This window comes from Flavobacterium humidisoli (assembly GCF_023272795.1).
Taxonomy (GTDB): Bacteria; Bacteroidota; Bacteroidia; order Flavobacteriales; family Flavobacteriaceae; genus Flavobacterium; species Flavobacterium humidisoli.
On the sequence record NZ_CP096829.1, the window covers coordinates 1525589 to 1547396 of the forward strand.

General features: G+C 34.8%; 17 protein-coding genes and 2 tRNA genes. 11 read left to right on the forward strand and 8 right to left on the reverse strand.

The features are described 5' to 3' along the window. Positions 1–125: 125 nt before the first annotated feature. Positions 126–2597, reverse strand: a complete 2472-nt coding sequence (locus M0M44_RS06930) for an AsmA family protein (RefSeq protein WP_248729107.1) — start codon at positions 2595–2597, stop codon at positions 126–128. A gap of 231 nt (positions 2598–2828) precedes the next feature. On the opposite strand from M0M44_RS06930, the gene trxA reads away from it, so the two are divergent. Further along, a complete protein-coding gene (gene trxA, locus M0M44_RS06935) occupies positions 2829–3146 on the forward strand; it encodes a thioredoxin (protein ID WP_068844792.1) in 318 nt (105 codons plus the stop codon). A 151-nt stretch (positions 3147–3297) separates the two neighbouring features. Here trxA and M0M44_RS06940 read toward each other — a convergent pair whose 3' ends face one another. From M0M44_RS06940 to M0M44_RS06960, 5 genes are all read right to left on the reverse strand, one after another. Beyond that, positions 3298–4515 (reverse strand): hypothetical protein, encoded by a 1218-nt coding sequence (locus tag M0M44_RS06940; RefSeq protein ID WP_248729108.1) that lies wholly within the window; start codon positions 4513–4515, stop codon positions 3298–3300. 51 nt (positions 4516–4566) lie between these two features. Next, on the reverse strand, positions 4567–6774 hold the full coding sequence (locus M0M44_RS06945; RefSeq protein WP_248729109.1) for a TonB-dependent receptor: 2208 nt from the start codon (positions 6772–6774) through the stop codon (positions 4567–4569). A 10-nt stretch (positions 6775–6784) separates the two neighbouring features. Then, positions 6785–7255, reverse strand: coding sequence for a DUF4625 domain-containing protein (locus tag M0M44_RS06950; protein ID WP_248729110.1), 471 nt, complete (start codon positions 7253–7255; stop codon positions 6785–6787). A 5-nt stretch (positions 7256–7260) separates the two neighbouring features. Further along, positions 7261–7683, reverse strand: a complete 423-nt coding sequence (locus M0M44_RS06955) for a DUF4625 domain-containing protein (RefSeq protein WP_248729111.1) — start codon at positions 7681–7683, stop codon at positions 7261–7263. Positions 7684–8070: 387 nt separating this feature from the next. Further along, positions 8071–8421 carry a hypothetical protein gene (locus tag M0M44_RS06960; RefSeq protein WP_248729112.1) on the reverse strand — a complete coding sequence of 117 codons (351 nt, stop codon included), beginning with the start codon at positions 8419–8421 and terminating at the stop codon, positions 8071–8073. Between the two features lie 154 nt (positions 8422–8575). Here M0M44_RS06960 and M0M44_RS06965 point away from each other — a divergent pair, with 154 nt between their 5' ends. The 9 genes from M0M44_RS06965 to M0M44_RS07005 all read left to right on the forward strand — a co-directional run bounded on the left by M0M44_RS06965 (position 8576) and on the right by M0M44_RS07005 (position 19398). After that, positions 8576–11143 carry a M1 family aminopeptidase gene (locus M0M44_RS06965; RefSeq protein ID WP_248729113.1) on the forward strand — a complete coding sequence of 856 codons (2568 nt, stop codon included), beginning with the start codon at positions 8576–8578 and terminating at the stop codon, positions 11141–11143. Continuing rightward, positions 11140–12066, forward strand: coding sequence for a DUF58 domain-containing protein (locus M0M44_RS06970; RefSeq protein ID WP_248729114.1), 927 nt, complete (start codon positions 11140–11142; stop codon positions 12064–12066). Before M0M44_RS06965 ends, M0M44_RS06970 begins: the two co-directional genes overlap by 4 nt. Positions 12067–12152: 86 nt before the next feature. Then, positions 12153–12226 (forward strand) — tRNA-Asp (locus M0M44_RS06975). 513 nt (positions 12227–12739) lie between these two features. After that, positions 12740–12813: transfer RNA gene (locus tag M0M44_RS06980), tRNA-Asp, on the forward strand. Between the two features lie 338 nt (positions 12814–13151). Then, positions 13152–13964: an AraC family transcriptional regulator gene (locus M0M44_RS06985; RefSeq protein ID WP_248729115.1), complete on the forward strand. Its 813-nt coding sequence runs from the start codon at positions 13152–13154 to the stop codon at positions 13962–13964. A gap of 408 nt (positions 13965–14372) precedes the next feature. Then, positions 14373–15665, forward strand: coding sequence for a TolC family protein (locus M0M44_RS06990; protein ID WP_248729116.1), 1293 nt, complete (start codon positions 14373–14375; stop codon positions 15663–15665). 114 nt (positions 15666–15779) lie between these two features. After that, complete coding sequence (locus M0M44_RS06995; protein WP_248729117.1) at positions 15780–16832, forward strand: HlyD family secretion protein; 1053 nt, start codon at positions 15780–15782, stop codon at positions 16830–16832. A 1-nt stretch (position 16833) separates the two neighbouring features. Further along, entirely contained in the window at positions 16834–18417 is a 1584-nt protein-coding gene (locus tag M0M44_RS07000) for an MFS transporter (RefSeq protein ID WP_248729118.1), read from the forward strand. Between the two features lie 318 nt (positions 18418–18735). Then, positions 18736–19398 carry an HAD family hydrolase gene (locus M0M44_RS07005; RefSeq protein WP_248729119.1) on the forward strand — a complete coding sequence of 221 codons (663 nt, stop codon included), beginning with the start codon at positions 18736–18738 and terminating at the stop codon, positions 19396–19398. 107 nt (positions 19399–19505) lie between these two features. On the opposite strand, the gene M0M44_RS07010 is transcribed toward M0M44_RS07005, so the two are convergent. Both M0M44_RS07010 and M0M44_RS07015 read right to left on the reverse strand, forming a co-directional pair. Then, complete coding sequence (locus M0M44_RS07010; RefSeq protein ID WP_248729120.1) at positions 19506–20297, reverse strand: DUF6055 domain-containing protein; 792 nt, start codon at positions 20295–20297, stop codon at positions 19506–19508. 714 nt (positions 20298–21011) lie between these two features. Continuing rightward, entirely contained in the window at positions 21012–21242 is a 231-nt protein-coding gene (locus M0M44_RS07015; RefSeq protein ID WP_248729121.1) for a helix-turn-helix domain-containing protein, read from the reverse strand. A gap of 86 nt (positions 21243–21328) precedes the next feature. Between M0M44_RS07015 and M0M44_RS07020 the strand changes: the two genes are divergently transcribed. Continuing rightward, the gene (locus tag M0M44_RS07020; RefSeq protein WP_248729122.1) at positions 21329–21562 is read left to right on the forward strand and encodes a hypothetical protein; all 234 of its coding nucleotides are present in this window, start codon (positions 21329–21331) and stop codon (positions 21560–21562) included. The last annotated feature ends 246 nt before the right edge of the window (positions 21563–21808 follow it).

The following is a 21808-nucleotide window of genomic DNA, read 5'->3' on the forward strand; positions in this document are numbered from 1 at the left end:
TGGTCGGTTGATCAGAACTTAAAAATATTTCTAATTTTTTCATTTTGAAACTCGTTTATAAGTTAGGGATTAAAAATAAAAAATCTTTTGCTAGAGGACAATGTTGAGTGCTTTGTTTCTTTCATTTAACTTTTATCCTTCTTTCCCCACTTGACCTTCATTTTTCCTTCATTATCATAAGCAATCAAATGCAGGACAATACCGCGTTCTCGAACGGCTTTTCGTTCTGCTTTGGTGGCCAGATTGGCATCGTTTTTAGAATTTCTAAGTGGTACAGTAAGTGCGAGATTGGTGCCTCGGCCAAAAGAATAAATTCCTTCTGCATCAAGATTGAGAACGCTGGAGCTTATGGTAAGTTTATGCACATCTATTTGTTCTCCACGAAGATTGAGCGAACCCGATAAATCGCTAAAAGTAATATTCTCGACATCGCGAAGCGGAAAAGCAAATTTTCCTACTTTCATAATGGGTTCAAAATTGAGTAATGCGCCTTGGTTGACATTAAAATCTAATTTTCCTTTCATCGAGTTGACAATTAAATCGCCTTTACTACTCATGAGACCTGCAACATTGGCGTTACTGGTCAATCGGCCTCGAATGTTTTTTGGACTGAAAGATTTGATTCCGAAGTTGTTGAAAGATCTTAAAAAGCTTGCAATATCTACACGGTTTACCTGCGCGTTTGAAGTAAAAACATACTGATTGCCGCTTGGCTGCACAGAACCGCTAAATGCGATACTTCCGCCAGAGGTTTGCAATGTGCCGTTTTTAAGCAGAATTTTAGAATTCAGCATCTGAAGCGTGGCCTGAGTATTGGTTGCCGTAAGCGATCCGTAGGTGATTTTATCGGCTTTAAGATTAATTACAGCCGTACATTTTTCAATTACAGATCTTAATTGGTTTGTAAAATTGACATTCTTTTTAACTGGTTTTTTCTCTGTAACTTTTTGCTGTGGAGAATTCTTTAAAACGCCCAAAAACTGTTTTACGTCAATATTAGGACAATAAATATTCCAGTTTACCACCATTTTTTCGGGTGCGTCGTAATATAGGTTCAAGAAATTATCTATTTTTCCGTCAATGCGGATAATATTCTTTTTGTGTTTGTATGCGATTTTTTTAATGTAAAGCGCTTCTTGCGTAAAAGAAAGCTGTACAGCGGTTTTTTCGGCATGAATGCTCTTTGGAAGATAATCGAAAGTAGCATCATTAATATCAACTTCTCCCGTAAAACGCGGTTTATTGATATAGAGATCCACAATATCAAACTGAAATTTTAAATTGGCTTTGGCATGACCGCTTTCAAAATGAAGAATTTTTTCATTCATCATTCCGTTGAGTTTAGAAATGTCAAAATCGGCATTTACAACTCCTGTTGCAATCGGTTTTTCGAGATTGTTAATTACGGCTTGAGCAATTTTTAGCGGAATGCTTTCGTATTCAGCATTAAAATTGGTCAAAACAATTGCCGAGTTCGGATCGCTAAATCCGTTTTCGGGTTTAAAATTATTCGTAAAAATTCCTTTGAAACTGCAATTGGTAAATAAACCATCAGGAATAGTTAATTCGTTATCACGAACATCTGCTTGAACCACAATTTTAGGATCGCCTTCTACATTCAGATCGCCTTTAATGTCGCAGTTCACTTTGATCGGTTTTTTTAAATCAAATTGATTGAGTTTCGAACTAATATTTGCCGATAATAAATTAGAAGCATTTCGCCATAAAATCTCCGTTCCGATATTAATTCCGAAAAGCGAATTGGTTTTTCCGACATTAAAAAAAGCGATAATGTCAAAAACATCAGAACCAATTTTAAGTTTCTGGGTTTTAATATCTATTTTTTGGCTGGCTTCGGCATAGGAAATATCAAAATTGCCTTCCAGTACTTTTTCTTTTGCAAAGCTTCCGTGAACGGTATTGAATGCGAGACTATTAATTTTGGTTTTCAAATACAGATTGGTCTGCCAGCTGTCATTGTCATAATTTACTTTGGAGTCTAAACTTGCCACATCAAAATCAAACAGTTTATGTCCCAAATGATTGTCAATAATTACATGAACTTTGTTGAGGTTCACTTCGTCAATTGTGGTCTCGGGTTTTTCTTTGTCGGATTGAGTTTTTTTCTTTTTAGGTTTAAAAATATTGGCGTTAGAATAGCCATTTTCGGCTTTATAGATATAAATATCTGCGTCGTTGATTAATATTTTATGAATGTTGATTTCGTGCTGCAATAGGCTCCAGATATTCAAATGTGCTTCAATTTCTTTTGCTCTCAGCAGCGTATGTTTGTGACTCTGCCATTGATTGTCTTTTATCTCGACATCTTTCAGGGCCAAGGTAAAATTGGGAAAACCAGTTAAAAACTTGTAATGAAAATCGGTAACATGAAATTTACCATTTATATTTTCGTTGATTTTAGCATTGACTTTAGCAATAATTTCGGTTTTGTTTCGGTTGAAATAAACAGAAAGTGCTCCGCAGGCTAGCAGAAGAATTGCAATTAGGCCCAAGATAAAATACCCAAAACGTTTGGCATATTTTTTAAAAGAATCAGATTGCAGAAAGGATTTGGTTTTGGATAAAGTTTCTTTCATGTTAGCCTAATTTTGAATGTATTAAAGATACTACAAAAAATATTAACTTTTTATTGGTTTGATTTTCAGCTAAATAAATTGTAAATTTATCCTTATACAGTTTATAATTAATGACAATACATTTATAATGAAAACTAATTTAGTAATGGTGTTTGATTTATTTTAAATTTTTAAATTTGTACTGTAGTTTGAAAGTTAAATATTCAGACATAATTTTAATCTTAATATATTATGGCATTAGCAATAACAGATGCTACTTTTGATGAAGTAGTTTTAAAATCAGATAAACCAGTAATGGTAGATTTTTGGGCAGCATGGTGTGGTCCTTGTAGAATGGTTGGTCCGATCATCGACCAATTGAGCGAAGAGTACGCTGGTAAAGTAGTTGTTGGTAAGGTAGATGTAGATGCTAACCAAGAATTTGCTGCAAAATATGGTGTGCGTAACATACCAACCGTTTTGGTGTTTCATAACGGTGAAGTAGTAGGAAAACAAGTAGGAGTAGCTCCGAAACAAACCTACGCAGATAGTTTAGACGCTTTATTGTAATCTTAGATTACGATTAATATAAAAAAGGTCCGACGAAAGTTGGACCTTTTTTATTTTTTATATATTAAGTTTTTTAAACACATAGAAACATAGCTTACAAATCTATGTTTCTATGTGTTAAAATAATTCGCAAGAGCTGTACTAAAATCAATTAGTGGCTGTGCGTTTCGCTGTTTTCATAACCAATAATGGTAATCATATAAGGCGTGCTTGAAACCTTTGTCTTTTTAATTTCTGATGAAGAAAGATTCACTTGCAGTAATTCGCCTGTAGTTGGAGAAGTGATATAAGCAAATTTCTCTGTTACAGCAATTTGAGGCTTTAGTGTTGCATCTGTTGCAGTTGCTGTAGTGGCTTTGATTTCTTTTTCTAATTGTAAACTGCTGATATTGTAAAGTTTAAAATCTCCTGAATGCAATAGAACAGCCAGTTTTTTATGATCGTAACTAATTTTACACTGCATAATTGTTGTGTTTTCGATAATTGGCTTTACGGTACTGTTTACAACATCAATTAAATAAGCGCCTTTTGCAGCCGTATATCCAATAAATTTCCCCGCCGAAGCCGTTTCTAAAATACTTCCAAACCAAGCTGTTCCAAAATTTTCCGGATGATCGATCAGTTTTTGGCTTCCGTTGCTTTCCACAACCAAAATACCGCTTGCAGAACCAAATACGGCATACACGCCGTCTGAAGCATTTCCGTGAATTCCTTTTGTGGCAATTTTAGCGTCGAAAAGTGTTTTTCCGGTATTGTCAATAATTTTTACTTTTTCAGGAAGCGTTCCAGTTACCGAATTGTCTTTCTCCGTAATAGCGTAAGTTCCGTTTGTAAAAGTGGCCATTGCACCGTGATGTGCCAATAAACCTGCGTTTATAGTTTTGAAAGTCGCACCCGATTTATTTACGTCGGCTTCTTTACCAACAGAAAGCGTTCCGTCTCCGTCATTAAACGTTAGGATTTCGCCAATTTTACTTTTAAAATGTGTTGGTTTTTGCGCGCTTGCAGTTAAGAAACCAAATTTTGGAACATCATCAACATCGATATGATCGCCATGCAATTCCAATCCGCTGTCGAAAGTTTCTACAAAATTATTGTCTCTGTGAATGATACCCGCGTAACGCCCAGATTCTGTAGTGTACAAAGATGATTTTGGAAATTTAGCTGTAAACGAACTAATTTTATCTTCTGATGGATCAAAAAGCGTTAATTCTGTGGTTTTTTCGTCAGAAAGTAAAATTCTAACAAATGTATGTTCTTCAGAATCATGGTCGTGATCGTGATCGTCATGGTTGTCGTCGTTGCTGCACGAAACCGCAAAAAGCGATAAAGCGAATAAAAAAAGCAGTTTGTAAAAATTGTTTTTCATGGTAATAAAGGATTAAAAATTTGTAAATATTTGAGTTTTGAATAGCCGGATTTATTTGGAAACCAAAAATGGAATCTTCATCGAAACAATAATATTCCGGCCGGCTTCCGGAAGTTCGATTAGGCGGTAAAAACTAGTGTGATTTAAATATCTCGTATTAAATAAATTCTGAATCTGAATACTAATGCTGATATCCTGTTTTGCAGCTTTTATTTTTGAACCAAAAGCCAAATTGAATACATGGCTTTCGGCAGTTTTCTTTTCTGGCGGAACAATATTGTTTTGTTCTGCCGTGAAGCGATAATCAACAGAAAAATAAGGCTCTTTCAGAAAGCTGATTTGAGGTTCATAATTCAATCCAAACAAAACAGATGGAGGAGGAGAAAATGGAAGCGTATAACCTTTTTTGCTACCCGATTTTTGTTCCGAATAAAGATACTCGGCCGCAATTTCTGTACTTAGAGATTTAAAGAAATAATATTTGGTCTGTAATTCGGCACCATAACGAAAGACTTTACTTTGTTCGTATTCAAAAACTTGATTTCCTGCGCCATAATAAATATCATGAGCGGAGGTCGGATTCAGATAAATGAAATTCGGAAAATAATTGGCAAACGGAGTCAGCTGAAAAGAGAAGTTTTGCGCTTTCCATTCCATTCCCAAATCCAGTTGATACGAGCGTTCTGCATCCAAATTCGGATTTCCTTTTTCAAATCGGAAATAATGATAATTTACGCCGTTTGAAGCCAGTTCTTTAGCAATCGGCATTCTGAAACTTGAGCCTAAATTGGCTTTCAGCGAAAGCTTTCCCGGATTGTAATTTGCACCAATAGACCACGTAAAACTGTCAAAAGTTTTCGTTAAGTCTTGAGAACGCTGTAAATATTCTAAATTGGTCTGGTCGTTTTCGGAAATTTCACTCTGAAACCAATCGTAATACGATTTCATTTTAATTTTTCCATAATCGTAACGAACAGCGCCATGAAGAAACCATTTTTCGTTCAGTTCAATTTTATCGTAAACAAATAGACCAGCATTAAATTGATTGAAAGCAGGAATTAAAAAACTCCATCCGCCAATTTCATTTTGTTGCAAAACCACATTAGAACCAATCGTAATTTGGTGATGGTTGATTCTGAATTCATCTTTCGCTGCAAATGACCAGACATCTTTATCATATTGACGCTCTAGATCTTTTGGTGCATACATATCTTTAGGATAAATCGGCGGCATATAACCGTGATTCACATAATGACTCCATTCTCTTCTAAAATTATTCTGAAAACCTACCTGCGTTTCAAAAGCATGATTTCTGAATTGAAAAGAAGTCGTATTACTCACTTTAAGATGATTTACTTCTTGATATGGCATCAAAATATCACGGCTCGATTTGTCGTGTAATTCCATGTCTACATTTCTAGGTTCAAGTCCGTGCGCATTCGCGAAAAATCCACTTTTCGTGTGAACATTACTAAAATAAAAAACCGATTTCAGCTTTTCTCCTGAATAGCCCGTACTCAAATGGAAATCAAGTTCTCGTCCTGCAGTATTCCGCAAATGATTTTTGTATAACGGAACAGCATAACTGTACACATGAACTACATCGGTCGGAACACGATAATCACCATAATCCATTGTCGTAACGCGCGAATCAAAGAACCAGTTTTCGTTTCTTCCAAATAAATTAAAAGAACTTCCAAATTGCGCATTATTGCTTTTTCCTGTCATATCAACGCTTCCGCCAAAAGTATTTTGAGACGGAAGCGGCAACGGTTTTATATTGATCGCACCGCCCACAGCATCAGATCCGTAAATAAATGAAGAAGGGCCTTTTATGATTTCTACTCGGTTTACCGCATATTGATCGATTTCCAATCCGTGATCGGCTCCCCATTGCTGGCCTTCGTGTTTCAAACCATTCTCCACTACAATAACCTGATTAAAACTCAAGCCTCGAATAAGAGGTTTTGAACCACCCGAGCCAATCGAAATGGTTTTTACGCCAGGTATTTTTTGCAGAGACTGCATCAGGCTTCCGCCGAGGTTTCGCTGAATAAAACTATTGTTTACGGTTTCAATATTCAGCGATTCTTCTTTTTTGCGTTTTTGGACAGAATTGTTGTTAATTAAAACTTCGTTAAGCTCTTTTATTTCTGGTTTTTTTTCTGAAGGCTGATTTTGAGCAAAAGCTTCCGCTGCAATCAATAAACTGAGGAGTAAAAAACAATATTTCCAATAAATGGATAAGGCATTCTTCATTAATGTGATCTTATAAAATTTTAATACTTAAACCTTTCAGTGTCTGCCAGCCTTCTTTATCCGTTAAGCGGATCATAAAATGATAATCTCCAGGATCAACATCTGCAGGAATGGTAATTTGTGCTGTTGCTTCATAATTTTTTACACCATCAGGAATGGTGTAACTGTTGATGAAAAGCATTGGTTTTACAGGGCTTTTTACAGCTTCCATTTCGCAGCTTGTAACTTCTGTGCTATGCGTATGATGATCGAAATTGTGGTGAATATCAAGACTGTAAGAACCTAGTGCGACATTATCATTAAAAACAGCTTTAAAAGTGAAGGTTTGCCCGCGTTCGATTGTACTGCATTGAATAGGGAAAGTATTCGCTCCAGTGATGTCAATTACAGGATATTCGGTGTCGATTTCGGCATTATCGCTTGAGCAGGATGTTAGAAAGGCAAGTGTAAAAATGCCTATTAGAAACTTTAGATTTTTCATATTTTTTAATTTATAATGGTTAGGTTTTTCTTCACTTCCAGTTTAGTTCCGTTTTGATCGTTTACGATAATGATGAAGTCATATTTTCCCTCTGCAGCATCTTCAGGAATATCAAAATGTTTATGAACAGTTGCGTTTTTTGCACCTGTATATTGCGTCCATGTAATTTCGTGCGACCAAACTTTCGGGTAAGTTTCTGTACTTCTTTGTGCAATTTTAACCTGAACATTTTCGATTTTGTCAGCAGCGGTGACTTCTGCATTAAAATGGAAATCCTGACCAATAGTTCCCGTTTCGTTGTTTCCAAGACCAATTTCGATTTTGTCAATCTTCGGAATTGCTTGTTCTTTTTCGGAATCATCATTGCTGCAACTTGAAAAAGCAATTGTGGCAATGAGCGAAGCCAGAATGAGTTTTGTTGTTTTCATTTTTTCTGATTTGATTTTGATCATTTTATAAAGAGTATTTGGGTTGCGAAAAGACAATGTCTACCGATTTTAGCAATCGTATAAACAGAATAAAAGCAGCTCATTTCAAACTAAAACTTTTGGATAGAGCTTTGTTCTAAATGAAAAAGAGAATAAAATTTTGAGATGATTTTTTTGTGAAAAGCAGACAAGATTTCTACAAAGAAAACTGGGTTTTCAATGTGAAAAAGAATTATATGTCTTAGGATATTTAGAGTTGAAATGTAGTCAAATCAATACCCTTTCTACGGATTATTTCCTAGAAAAGATAAGTTTGAATCAAATTTCAAATTCAATAAATAATTAGAGAACAACCGAATGTAAAACAATCGGGAACACAAAAAAATACTAAAATGTAAAAGGTGGCGCTCGAAGAGAAAATAATGAGCCCTTAAAAAATGTAAAATGTGGTTTGCTGTAAAAACTAAGGTGTTTTACAATAGGATTATTTTTGAAAAACTGAAAAACATTAACTTCAAGTGTACCAAAAGCGCTAAATTTAAAATCGCAAATCGAACATTTATGAAACGAATGCAGTTTGGCTTTAAATTGCGGTTTTTCGGAAACAGAAAACTCTAATTTCTCTTTGTAATTATGAGTGTCTAAGATATGCTCATACGAATGGACAGCCGGAAAAAGTATTGCGAACAATACAATTAAAGGCATTAAAAGATTAATAATTTTAAGTTTCTTTTTCATTCGTTGAGATTATTTCCTACTCATTTAAAGCTGGAATTAATGCAATAGTGTTGCAAATATAAAAATCTTATTTTTAAATGCAATGTTGTTGCAGTAATTGTTTGCGAAAAATCAATGCTTTTGCTAATTTTAGCAAATCTTATATTCTTTAAAAATGAAAATTTTCTACAGCTTTCTTTGTTTTGTTATCTTAATTTTCAATGGTTTTTCTCAATCAAAAGAAAGCGGATTGTTTGAAAACGGTGTTTCGGAACAGCTGGCACATTTACGTAAAAAACAAATTTCAGGTCTTCGATACACTTTGTATTTTGATATACCGAATCAGAAAGAAGAAAGAATAAAGGCTTATTCGTTTGTAAATTTGAATTTGTCTGATATAAGTCAGCCCTTGCTTTTTGATTTTAAAGAGAATACGGCCAAGATAAAAACTATTGAGGTAAATGGAAAAAAACTTTCTATTGTTCATGAAAACGGACATATTGTAATTCCGGTTTCGGCTTTGGTTTTGGGAAAAAATCTAGTTTCTTTTTCATTTATTGCAGGTAATTTATCATTAAACAGAAATGATGATTTTTTATATACTTTATTAGTTCCAGATCGCGCGAGCACTTTGTTTCCATGTTTCGATCAGCCCGATTTAAAAGCGACTTACAGACTAACACTTTCTGTGCCAAAAGACTGGTCTGTTTTGGCTGGAGCCAATGTAGTAAACAAACTTGAAAAAAGAGATTTTGCAATTTACACTTTTGGAGAATCTGACAAAATGAGCACTTATTTGTTTTCTTTTGTGGCGGGAAAATTCAAAAGTGCGACACAAAAGCCAGGTTTAGAAATGACGATGCTGTATCGTGAAAATAGTCCGGAGAAATTTCGCGTAAGCGCCGATACTATTTTTAATCTGCATCAGCAATCTTTAGACTTTTTAGAAAAATATACCAATTATAAATTTCCGTTTCAGAAGTTAGATTTTGCTTCGATTCCTGTTTTTCAGTATGGCGGAATGGAGCATGTTGGTGCAATTCAGTACCGAGAATCGACTTTGTTTTTGGATAACAGCGCAACGGATAGCGAAAAATTAAACCGAGCTAAACTCATCGCACACGAAACGTCACACATGTGGTTTGGCGATTTGGTCACAATGAAATGGTTTGATGATGTTTGGATGAAAGAGGTTTTTGCCAATTTTATGGCCGATAAAATTATGAACCCGATTTTCCCGAAAGTCAATCATAATCTCCAGTTTTTTACAGCGCATTATCCTAGCGCTTTCGCGGAAGATCGTTCTTTAGGAACACATCCAATCAAACAGCATTTGGCGAATTTGAAAGACGCTGGTTCGCTTTACGGTGCCATTATTTACAACAAAGCACCCATTATGATGCGTCAGTTGGAAGCTTCAATGGGTAAAGAAGCTTTTCAGAACGGAATTCAAAAATACATTCAGAAATATGCCAACGACAATGCCGATTGGAATAATCTGGTGGAAATTCTGGATGCAGAAACGCCACTCGATATGAAAAAATGGAGCGACGTTTGGGTAAACAAATCAGGAAGAGCAATTTTTAAGGATCAAATCGAATATGATGCTAAAAACCGAATTAAAACTTTTGAAATTCAGCAAAAATCAGAAGACAACTCCGATAATATCTGGCCTCAGGTTTTTCAGATCGGTTTAGTTTATGCCAATGAGGTAAAAGTTTTATCAATCAATATTAATGATAAAAATACGGCTGTAAAAGAAGCTATCGGACTAGAAAAACCGCTCGCCATTGTTTACAATTATAATGGTTTTGGATACGGAGTTTTTCCGCTTGACGGGAATAATTTAAATTATATTCCTGGTTTAAAAGATGAAATGGCTAAAGCTTCTATTTATAGTAATCTTTATGAAAATACGTTAATTGGAAATGTTTCGCTAGAAAAAGCTTTTGATTGTTTTTTAAAGGGAATTCAAACAGAAGAAAACGAATTGGTTTTAAGAATTGCTTCTAATAATTTAAATACAATTTATTGGAGATTTTTAACCGAAAAACAGCAGAATAAAGTTCAGAAACAGCTTGAAGGTATTTTGTACGAACGTTTACAGGCTAATTTGTCAGCCAATATCAAAAAGACATTGTTCGGATTATTCAGTTCGATAGCGTATTCTAATTCGGCGAAAGCCAGTTTATATAAAGTTTGGAACAGAGAAATCTCGATTCCGAATTTGAAATTAAACGAAGATGATTATACCAATATGGCAATGAATCTGGCTATTTTTGAACATCCAAAAGCAGATGAAATTTTGGAGAAAACCAGAAAATCTTTCACTAATCCGGATAAACAAAAGCGTTTTGAGTTTCTGCTTCCGTCATTGTCAAAGGATGAATCGGTTCGAAATGCCTTTATAGAATCATTAAAAGAGGATTCTAATCGTGAAAAAGAATCTTGGGTTTCGACTGGTTTGGCAAATGTAAATCATCCGCTTCGTCAAGGCAGCGCACAAAAGTATATTAGATTTTCACTAGATTTGGTAGACGAAATCCAACGCACGGGAGATATTTTCTTTCCGAAAGATTGGCTCGATAATACAGTTGGAAAGTATTCGTCGAAATTTGCTTTTGATGAAGTGCAGCGATTCTTAAAAGAAAACCCTAATTTTAGTCCAATCTTGAAGCGTAAATTGTTTCAGGCGACAGATTTGCTTTATAAAGCACAAAATATTAAAAAAGAAACCGAATGAAAATTGAATCGGAAATAGAGAAAGTCTCCAGTTTTCAGCATCTAGAAATGTTGGCCAATCAGGTTGTGGAAGGTTTTATATCGGGAATGCACAAGAGTCCGTTTCATGGATTTTCTGCCGAATTTGCGGAACATAAAGTGTATAACGCAGGCGAAAGCACCAAACATATTGACTGGAAATTGTTTGCCAAAACCGATCGTTTGTACACGAAACGTTTTGAGGAAGAAACCAATTTACGCTGTCATCTTATTGTAGATAATTCATCGTCAATGCATTATCCTGAACTCAAATCAAATCAACCTTTTTATGAAAAGAAGATTGGTTTTGCGGTTTTGGCATCGGCGGTTTTAATGAATATCTTAAAGAAACAACGCGATGCAGTTGGGTTAAGTGTTTTTTCTGATAAATACGAATATTACGCACCAGAAAAAGGAAGCGATCGCCATCATAGAATGCTGTTGAATAAACTGGAAGAACTATTAGTACAGCCAAAAGTCAAAAAAACAACCGATACCATTACGTATCTGCATCAAATAGCAGAGAAAATGCATCGCCGTTCGATGATTATCTTGTTTACAGATATGTTTCAGACGGAAGATGATGAGAAATTATTCAACGCTTTACAGCATTTAAAACACAACAAGCATAAAGTAGTTTTGTTTCATGTTGTTGATAATGAAACCGAATTGAAATTTGATTTTGACAATACGCCAAGAAAGTTTATTGATTTAGAATCGGGAGAAGAGGTTTCAATTTTTGCTGATAATGTAAAAGAAGAATATGAAAAAAGGGTAGAAGCCTATTTTAAAAATCTGGCTTTAACCTGTGCCAAGAACCAAATTAAGTACGTTCCGGTAAATGTGGGCGATAATTTTGAAAAAATATTAACCACATATTTGGTTGAAAAACAAAACTTTGGATAATATTTTTGAAAATAATTTCATTTTTTTTATAAAAATGCTTGCAGAAACGAAATTCTGTTATATCTTTGCAACCGCAATAACGCAGAGGTTTGGTAGTTCAGTTGGTTAGAATACATGCCTGTCACGCATGGGGTCGCGGGTTCGAGTCCCGTCCAGACCGCAATATTGGGAAAGCCTTTCTTAACAGAAAGGCTTTTTTGCCCAAATACGGTATCTAAGATTAGTTGTGTTGTTTTGCTACGACTTTGTAACTCGTAGCTGGTTTAGTAGTTAGACCAATGAAAAGCTTTCCACTTTTGTGGATGGCTTTTTTGATTTAAGACACTTTTGTTTTTAACCGCAAAGAGCGCTAAGATTTACGCAAAGTCCGCAAAGTTTTTTTTAAGCTTTGCGGACTTTTGTTTTTTATTTGTGTGATTTAATTAGCAAAGAGCGCAATCTAGAAGCCTCGGGATACTCAAAGTCTATAGTTTTTTTTTGAGCTTTGCGAGCCTTTGCATTTTTACCTTGAATGCTTTTCGGTTAAAAAAGAAAGAAAGTTCTTCTTTTTTAATTTTACAGTCAATTTTTAAAATATTGGAATTTAGCCAATTAAAAATTTCTTAAAATTTATTTAAAAAAAACGCTTGCAGAAATGAAATTCTGTTGTATTTTTGCACCCACAATAACGCAGGGTTTGGTAGTTCAGTTGGTTAGAATACATGCCTGTCACGCATGGGGTCGCGGGTTCGAGTCCCGTCCAGACCGCCTAAGTTTTTTAAATGCCTTTCTTAACAGAAAGGCATTTTTTTTGTTTATATATTTAACCGCAAAGTTCGTTAAGATTTAAGAAAGGCTCACAAAGGTTTAATTTAGTTTTGTATTTCAATATAGCCCGTGGTTTCAACCGTGGGAACGCTTCGTGCCATACAGATTGTGATATATATAGCGCTCCAATCGTTGAAACCATAGGCTATGTTTGATAATCTTTGTGAACATTACGTTTTTATCTTTGGAACTTTGCGGTTAAATCTCAATTCGGCTTTGGAGTTTTTAAATTTTAAATTTCCTTACATTTATATATCTAAAGATATTTAATTACATCAATGGAACATTCCGGTCAAAAATTAGATAAGTATTACATCAAAAAAGTAGATGCTGATAAAAAAAGCATTTACTGCCACCACGATTTGATGGGCGAATTGTTTATTCCGCCACACAGACACGTTAAAGCGCAATTGCTTTACGCTGAAGGCGATGTTGTTTTTGTAACGACAGAAACCAAAACTTACTTTTTGCCAGCAAGACATTTTATCTGGATTCCGAGCGGAGTGGAGCACAGTATCGAACCAAAATCGGAAAATGTGACGATGCGAAATTTGTATTTTCCGGTTGAAAAAGACGAAAATGACTTCTATAAAGTAGAAGGCATTTATCCAGTCAATAATCTGTTGCTGCAAATGATGCTTTTTACCAATAGATGGAATGGCGATCTTAAAAAAGGAACTCCGAACTTTGCCATTGCTAAAGCGATAAAAGCGATACTTCCGCAAATTTGCACCAATAATTTACCTTTAGAATTACCACAGCCAAAAGACAAACGCCTTGGTAAAATCCTTCGTTATATTGAAAATAATCTCGGAGAAACGATTCTCTTTGCCGATGTAGCTCATGAATTTGGCTTTAGCGAACGCTCTTTGTATCGCTTATTTCAAAAAGATCTCAAAATGTCATTTATTCAATATTACACCATAAGAAGAATCCTCAAAGCGATCGAACTTTTATTAGAAAGAAAACTTTCTGTAAAAGAGGTAGCTGAAGAAGTTGGTTATAATAGTGTTCCGACTTTCAGCAATACCTTTTTCAAGATTTTAGGACAAAGACCTTCCGATTACTTAAATGGGGAAGATATTCTGTAGTTTTTTATTTCACACAGATTTATTCAATTTAAATTTTAAAAATGTTTCTCTCGCAGATCTGGCAGATTTAGGAGATTTTTTTTATCTTATTGATCTGCTCAAATCCGCCAGATCTGCGAGAGATTTTCAAAAAAATAAAATCAGCGTTCATCTGCTTTTAAATCAGCGTGACATATCACAAAACCAAATCTATTTTGTAATAGTTTGTTTTTTAGTGTTTTAATATAACGTTTTCGAAAAACACGATTTTAACATTTGTCCGAAATGAATATGTCATTGACTTTTTAGAATCATCCGCCAAGCAAAAAATGAAGGAACTTTGCAGCATAAAATATTTAATTATTCATGTTCCTTACAAAAACAAACTCTAAAGAAGATTGTTTTCCCAGAAGCTTATTGATTTTACTAATGGTATTAGTATTCAATAGTTTACAAGCTCAGGAAGTTCATACTGTTTCTTTACAAGAAGCGATGAAACTGGCGAAGGAAAACAACAAAAAAATCCTTAAATCTCAACTGGAGATTACGCTTGCTGAGCAAAACATCAAAGAAAGAAAAGAACTTAGATTACCGGATGTGCAACTGAACGGAATGTACTCCAGAATTACCAACATTACAGAATTTAAAGGAGATGGTTTCTTAAACGGAAAAGAAGTTACGAAAGCAATTCCTGAAATCTATGAGGTAAATTCAACTTTTAAAATGCCAATTTACGTTGGTAACAAGATTAATAACGCAATAAAAATCGCGAATCAGGAAAACGAAATTGCAAAAATAAAATCGGAAAAAACAGAAAATGATATTGAACTGGAAGTTGTTGCAAACTATCTGGCGATTTATAAAATGATGGAACTTCAAAAAATATTTGAAGAAAACATCAAAGAAGAAAAAAGCCGATTAAAAGAAGTGCAATCGCTTCAAAAACACGGAACGGTAACTAAAAATGAGGTTATACGTGCCGAATTACAGCTCTCAGATCGTGAGTTGAACGCGCTTACAAACTCCAAAAACATTCAAATAGCGCTTCACGATCTGAAGACTTTAATTCAGATTCCGGAAAACGAAGAAATTGCAATTGACACAACTGCAAGTCTGGACGAAATGAACGGTTTAGATCCGTATGATTTTTATCTGAATAAAGCGATGCAGAACGAAGAAATGCGTATTGCAAGTCAGGAATTGAACATCAGTAAAACCGAAATGCAATTGGTAAAAGGGAATTATCTGCCAAGCGTAAACTTCTTCGGGAATTATGGCTTTTATTATCCAAACTACAAATTCTTTCCGCCAAATCCGTATTTGTACACTTTAGGTCAGGTGGGAATTGAGGCACGTTTTGATCTTTCGGCTTTGTATAAAAACAAAACGAAAGTGGCAAAAGCGAACACTAAAATCGATATGCAGAAAATGCAGACTGAAATTATAAAAGAAGAAATTCAAGATCAGTTATACAAAGAGCATACACAGTATCAGGAAATCCTTGAAAAATTTGTCGTGGTTGACAAAGCTTTGGATTTAGCTGAAGAAAACTACCGAATTGTAAAACTGAAATACTTAAACCAATTGGTTTTAATTACCGAAATGGTCGATGCTGATAATGCTTTGCTTCAGGCAAAATACAACAAAATCTCTACCCGATTGGATGCTGTTTTGAAACATTATGAAATGATGCATACGGCTGGAATCATGCCTCAGAGCTAAATGCTGGTTAAAGATTAGGCTAAAGCCTTTAGGAGAAAAAAGCAAGAGGGAGACTGATAGAAGAAAGAAGCAAGAGAAAAGACTTAAAAGAACTAAGATAAAGAGATAAAAAAGATGGTTAAGATAAAAAATGAAACTAAGAGAAATAAAACGTTTCATATATTAATAACAATTATTGCGTGTACGCTGGTTATAAGCGGGGTTATTTTGGGAATTTGGTTTTATGTGTTTAACCGAAACCATGAAGAAACCAATGACGCGCAGGTAGAACAATATGTTACACCAATTATGTCGAGAATTACTGGTTATGTGCAGGAAGTTCGTTTTGACGAAAACCAATTTGTGCATAAAGGCGATACTTTGGTGGTGATCGATAATAGAGAGTATAAATCGAAATTGAATGTGGCTCTTGCCGATGTTCAAAATGCGCAGCAAAATAGTGTTGTGGCTCAAAAAAATGCCATTAATACAGCTAGTGCAACCGCAATTAACGAATCGCAATTAGAAGCTGCAAAATCAAATCTTTGGAAAACCAAACTAGAATACGAAAGATACAAAGCTTTGGTAAGCGAAGAAGCGGCAACTTCTCAACAATTAGAAAAGGTTAAAGCAGATTACGAGTCGGCGCAAGCACATTTTCAGGAAATGAAAAACAGAATTCATTCGGCAACTTTAAGCACTTCTGTTGCTGAAGCAAATGTTCCAACAACGCAAACGAATATTGCTTCAAAACAAGCTGTTGCAGATAATGCAGCATTGTTTCTTTCGTACACTGTAATCACAGCGCCTTATGATGGATGGATCGGAAAAAGAACTTTGCAGCCAGGGCAAATGGTAAAAGAAGGACAATCTTTGCTTTCTATCGTAAGTAAAGAAAAATGGATTACAGCAAACTTTAAAGAAACGCAATTGCAATATTTAACTGTTGGACAAGAAGTAGAAATTAAAGCCGATGCAATAAACGACAAAGTTTTTGTGGGAACAATTGCTTCATTATCGCCTGCGAGTGGTGCGAGATTCTCTTTGCTTCCTCCAGATAATGCTACTGGAAACTTCGTGAAAATCGAACAGAGAATTCCAGTTAGAATTCAATTAAAAGAACAAGACAAACAAACCGATTTTTTAAGAGCAGGAATGAACATTACGGTTGTTGCTGCACACAAATAAAATGGAAGATAAAAGTATATTTAAATCATGGGTTCCAAAATGGGCGATCATTATTATTTTGTTCGTTTGTTTACTGCATTCCATGATTTTATTGGGAGTTTATACGTCAAACGTAACGTATGCGGCGAGTTTTCTGGACATTGAGCCAGAAGATTTGCAGTTTGCGATGTGCGTTACGTATGGAACTCTGTTAGCAACCATTTTAATAGAAAGCCGATTTTCAAGTTTTTTCCCTGCAAAAAATTACCTGATGGCGGTTTATTCCTTAATTGGAATTACAATTATTTCATCGGCTTATATTACTAATTTTTCGGTTTTTCTATTGTTGAGAGTTGCCGAAGGAATCCTGATGGCACTTCCTGTAATTACGATTAGACAATTGCTTATTGAGCAGTTCAATACTAAAAATGCCATCATTATTGGGTTTTCATTTTACTACGGCGCGCTCTTATTGTCTACGCCTTTTATTATGAATATCGCCGTGTGGTTTCTCGATCATTACGACTGGAAATACATGTTGTATGTTTCGGGCGGACTACAAGTTTTAAACGTCTTTTTAATCTTAGTTACTTTCAGGGGGCACCGAATTACAAAGAAGATTCCGTTGTATCAAATCGACTGGATGAGTTATTTTTTGGTTTTAATTTCGATTCTTTGCGGTGCCTATTTTTTTGTTTATGCTGAGAAAAAATATTGGTTACAGTCTTCAGAAATGGTTTTAGTCTTGATGATTTCGCTCATTACAGGCGGATTATTCATTTTTAAAGAACGTTTGGTAAAAAGACCAAGTTTTGATTTTGAAGTTATAAAATACGCCAATCTGCGAATAGGATTTTTATTGTTTTTCCTTTTCTATATCAGCAGAGCAACACTGAGTCTTTGTCATTCGGCAATGTTTTCAATCTGGAATTGGGATCCTTCTCGTGTTGCGGGCGTTCAGTATATAAACGGATTGGGAAATGTAATCGGACTTATTTTATCTGCATTTTTTCTGATGAAATCTGTTTCGACTAAAATTATTTTCATGATTGGTTTTACGCTTATTGCTATTTTCCATTTCTGGTTTACGTTTCTTTTTGTGCCAGATATTGCATTGAGCGATATAATCATTCCCTATATTTTGCAAGGAATCGGTGTTGGATTTTTATTTGTTCCGCTCATCTTATTTACCACATCATCGGTTCCGGCAAATATGGCGGTTTCTTCGGGAATTGTTGGGGTTTCAGGGCGTTTTTGGGGAAGTACAATTGGTTTTTGTGTGATGCAGAATGCAATGGTATTTTTAAATAAAAAACACTTTCTGAAATTAAGCCAATTTGTTACTGGTGAAAATCCAGAAGCACAGCAAACTATTGCAAGCGCAACTCAAAGTTTTATTGCCAAAGGATATTCGGCAGATAATGCAAATGTTCTAGCCATGAAAAAGGTTTTCAGTACAATTTCTAAACAATCGACTTTATTGGCCGATATGGAGATTTATACGATTGTGGGTTACGGTTTGGTGGTTTTGATTATTCTGATCGCGTGCAATCAGCATTTGAGACAGACTATGACTTTGGTTAAAAGTAAGATTTGGATTGGATAAGTTTTTGTTTCAAGTTTCAGGTTTCAAGTTTCAGGTTTCAAGTTCAAAGTTTTTCCGCATTTTGTGTCATTTCGAGGAACGAGAAATCACACTAGAAACTCGACAAAGATTGGCGATTCTCTTTGTAGATTCCCGAGTGTGATTTCTCGTTTCTCGAAATGACAAATAGTACTTTGTAATCATTACTTAGAATAAAAACTTTGCGACTCTGCGCCTTTGCGAGATTCAAAAAAACTCTTAGCGAATCTCTGCGGAAAACCTCCGTGCAACTTTGCAGAATTGAGTATCTTGCAACTGTTAAAACAACAAAATAAAATTATGAGCCAGCAATGTGTAATTTTTGATATGGACGGCGTGATTTCGCACACCAATCCGCATCATGTAATCGCTTTTGAAAAGTTTTTCGATAAATATAATATTCCGTACACTCAGGAAGAATTTGAAGAACATATGTACGGAAAACACAATAGTTATATCATGACACATTTCTTCAAACGTCCAATTGCGGGAGAAGAACTGATAAAATTGGAAGACGAAAAAGAAGGAATGTTCCGTGAGATCTACAAAGACAAAGTCGAAACGATTCCGCATTATATGGATTTTTTAAACGAATTAAAATCGCGTGGTTTCAAAACCGCTGTTGCCACATCGGCGCCTCGTGCGAACTTGGATTTGATCGCCAATTTTCTGAAACTAGATGAAAAAATGGATTCGATGATGTCCAGCGAAGATGTTACGTTTCATAAACCTAATCCCGAAGTATATCTAAAATCGGCAGAACGTGTTGGAGTTTCTCCTTCTGATTGTGTGGTTTTCGAAGATTCTTTTTCGGGTATTACGGCAGGATTAAATGCCGGAATGAAAGTCGTTGGCGTTTTGAGCACACATACAAAAGAGCAGCTTCCGCCATGTGATTTTTATATTAATGATTATAGTGAAGTGAATGTGGATAAGATCCTTGAGCTTTTAGGTAAAAAGTAATTTGTAAAAAGTAAAAAGTAAACTTTGCGCCTCTGCGACTTTGCGAGATTAATTTTAAAGTATTAAACTTATGAATCTCTCGCAAAGACGCGAAGGCGCAAAGTTTTTTAATACTTCTCCTCCAAAAAAGCAATCCAGCCTTTTTCAAATTCCTCTTGCGTTACGTTCAATGTTTTTTCGATGTTGCCGAAAGATGCAATCAGTTTGGGCAATATGTCTTTTCCCCATTTTTGGGTCATATATTCGATAATCGTGTAGCCAATATTGTAAATTTGATTGCTTTTATTTAGCTCTTCTAAAGTCAGGTTTTTGCTTTTGGCATATTTCACACTTAGCGAATTGACTTCTTCAGCTTCAAACATACTAATCGATTCCCAAAGCCAGCGCGGATATTCGGCTTTAAACTTTTTATCAAATTCCTTTTCAAAAGTAAGTCGGTCTTGGGTAATGATTTTATCTTTTGCCTTGTCGATTAATATGTTGAGTTGAAGGCAATGTGTAAATTCGTGTAGAGCTGTTTTTAGAGGATCGTCTGGAAAAATAGAATTAAACCAATTCGTCCATACAAAATGAAATTCGTTTGGGCCACGACTTGTGCCTTTGGTGTTTTCTTTTAAACCCGTGGCTTCATTAAACTTGAATTGCGAACCGTAAACAAAAACCTTTATTGGGTCGTGTTCTATGTCTCTTAGATTTTCTCTTATTCTAGAATAATTTCCCTCGAGATGTTTGCTGACTTTTTCGGCCTCGCTTTTATAAATTCCGTTGTAGGAAACAATAAAATGTTCCGATTTAAGAGTTTTGGTTTCGTGCTGAACGGTAAAACTTCGAACCGTTCTTGCAAAATAAAAAACAGCAATAATTGCTAAAAGAATAACTAATAATCTGTATTTTCTCATGTGTTCTAATTGTTTTTTGAGATTTAAAAACAAGCGAATTTTGAGAATTAGGTTTTTGGTTTTTTAAAAATAAGAATATTTAGAGATTAATGTGCAAAATAATTAAAGAAATTTCTGAATTGTTTTTGTTTTGCCACTCTCGATAGCTATCGGGATATTAAGATTAAAAGGATTTTCGTTTTTTTTTTTTTTGTCATTCCGAGGAACGAGGAATCACACAAGCAACTCCGCAACAAAAAGCCAATCTGTATCGAGTTTCTCGCGAAGATTTCTCCTTCGTCGAAATGAAAAACTAGACTTAAAAAGGAAATGAATTATATGAATTGCCTCCTGCTTTAGCTGGAGGTTTTTTTATGTTTAAAAAGGAAAAGGCTTTAGCCGAAAAAAAACTTTATAGAATAAACATTGTTATTGTCATTGCAATAAATAGATAAAGAAAAATCGATGCGCTTAATAAAAGCCATAAGGATTTTGGAACAAATTTTAATCTTAAATCTTTAATGATAAAAATGGAATTGACAAAAGAAAAAACTACGAGAAATAAATTTAAAAATAAAGTAAAAGTAGCGCCATAAGCATATATCAAAGTACCTCTAAAACTCTCTAGATAATGTCTCGTAGCACAGCTAAGAATAAATAAAACAGGAATTATAATAGCTAATTTCTGTGTTAGATAAAGATCTTTGAATTTTGTCAATATGGAATTTGGTAAAATCACTTCAAAGGAAAATCAAGCAACTCTTTAGGTTCAATATCCAAAGCATTGGCGATTTTTACAAGAGTTTTTACGCCAGTATTCACTTTGGCAACTTCTAATCTTGCTATTTGAGATTTGGTAATATTACAGTCGTCAGCTAAACCTTGTTGGGATAGGCCTTTCTTTTCACGTAGTTGTCTAACGTGAATACCAAGATTAACGAGAAAAGTTTCTTCTGAAATATTCATATTTCAAAAGTGGAAAGATTTATTTTGTTCATGTAGGCTAATTCACCTACAAATTATTATATTTGCCTGAAATAAAAAATAAGATAATGACTACAGAAATGCTTTCAAACGAAGTTGAAAATAGACTAAAAGCCTTTTTTACTGATATTATCGATCCAAAAGACATGGCGAAAACAATACGAGAGGTAAATTATATTCTTTCGTTATGTTCCATGCGCGGATGCGAAACAGTAGAAACTGAATTCAACAATCTCGAAGATAATTTTTATTGGCTCAATAGATTGGCAGAAGCTCTGGATCCTTATTTGGATGTTGTTTAAGTAAAGTAATGGTGTTTTTAGGCACCGATCATTTCGACGAAAGGAGAAACCAAAACAACAAAACCGACAAAAATTCCAGAGTGATTTCCTCAATTTTTTTCATAGTTTGACAACTCGTTGGTGATGTTGGGAATCTTCTTTCGTCAAGGTGAATTATAATGTAGATTGCCATATAGTTTGTCATTTCGACGTAAGGAGAAATCTTCGCAAGTAGCTCTGTTGCGAATATCCAATCTTTGTGGAGCT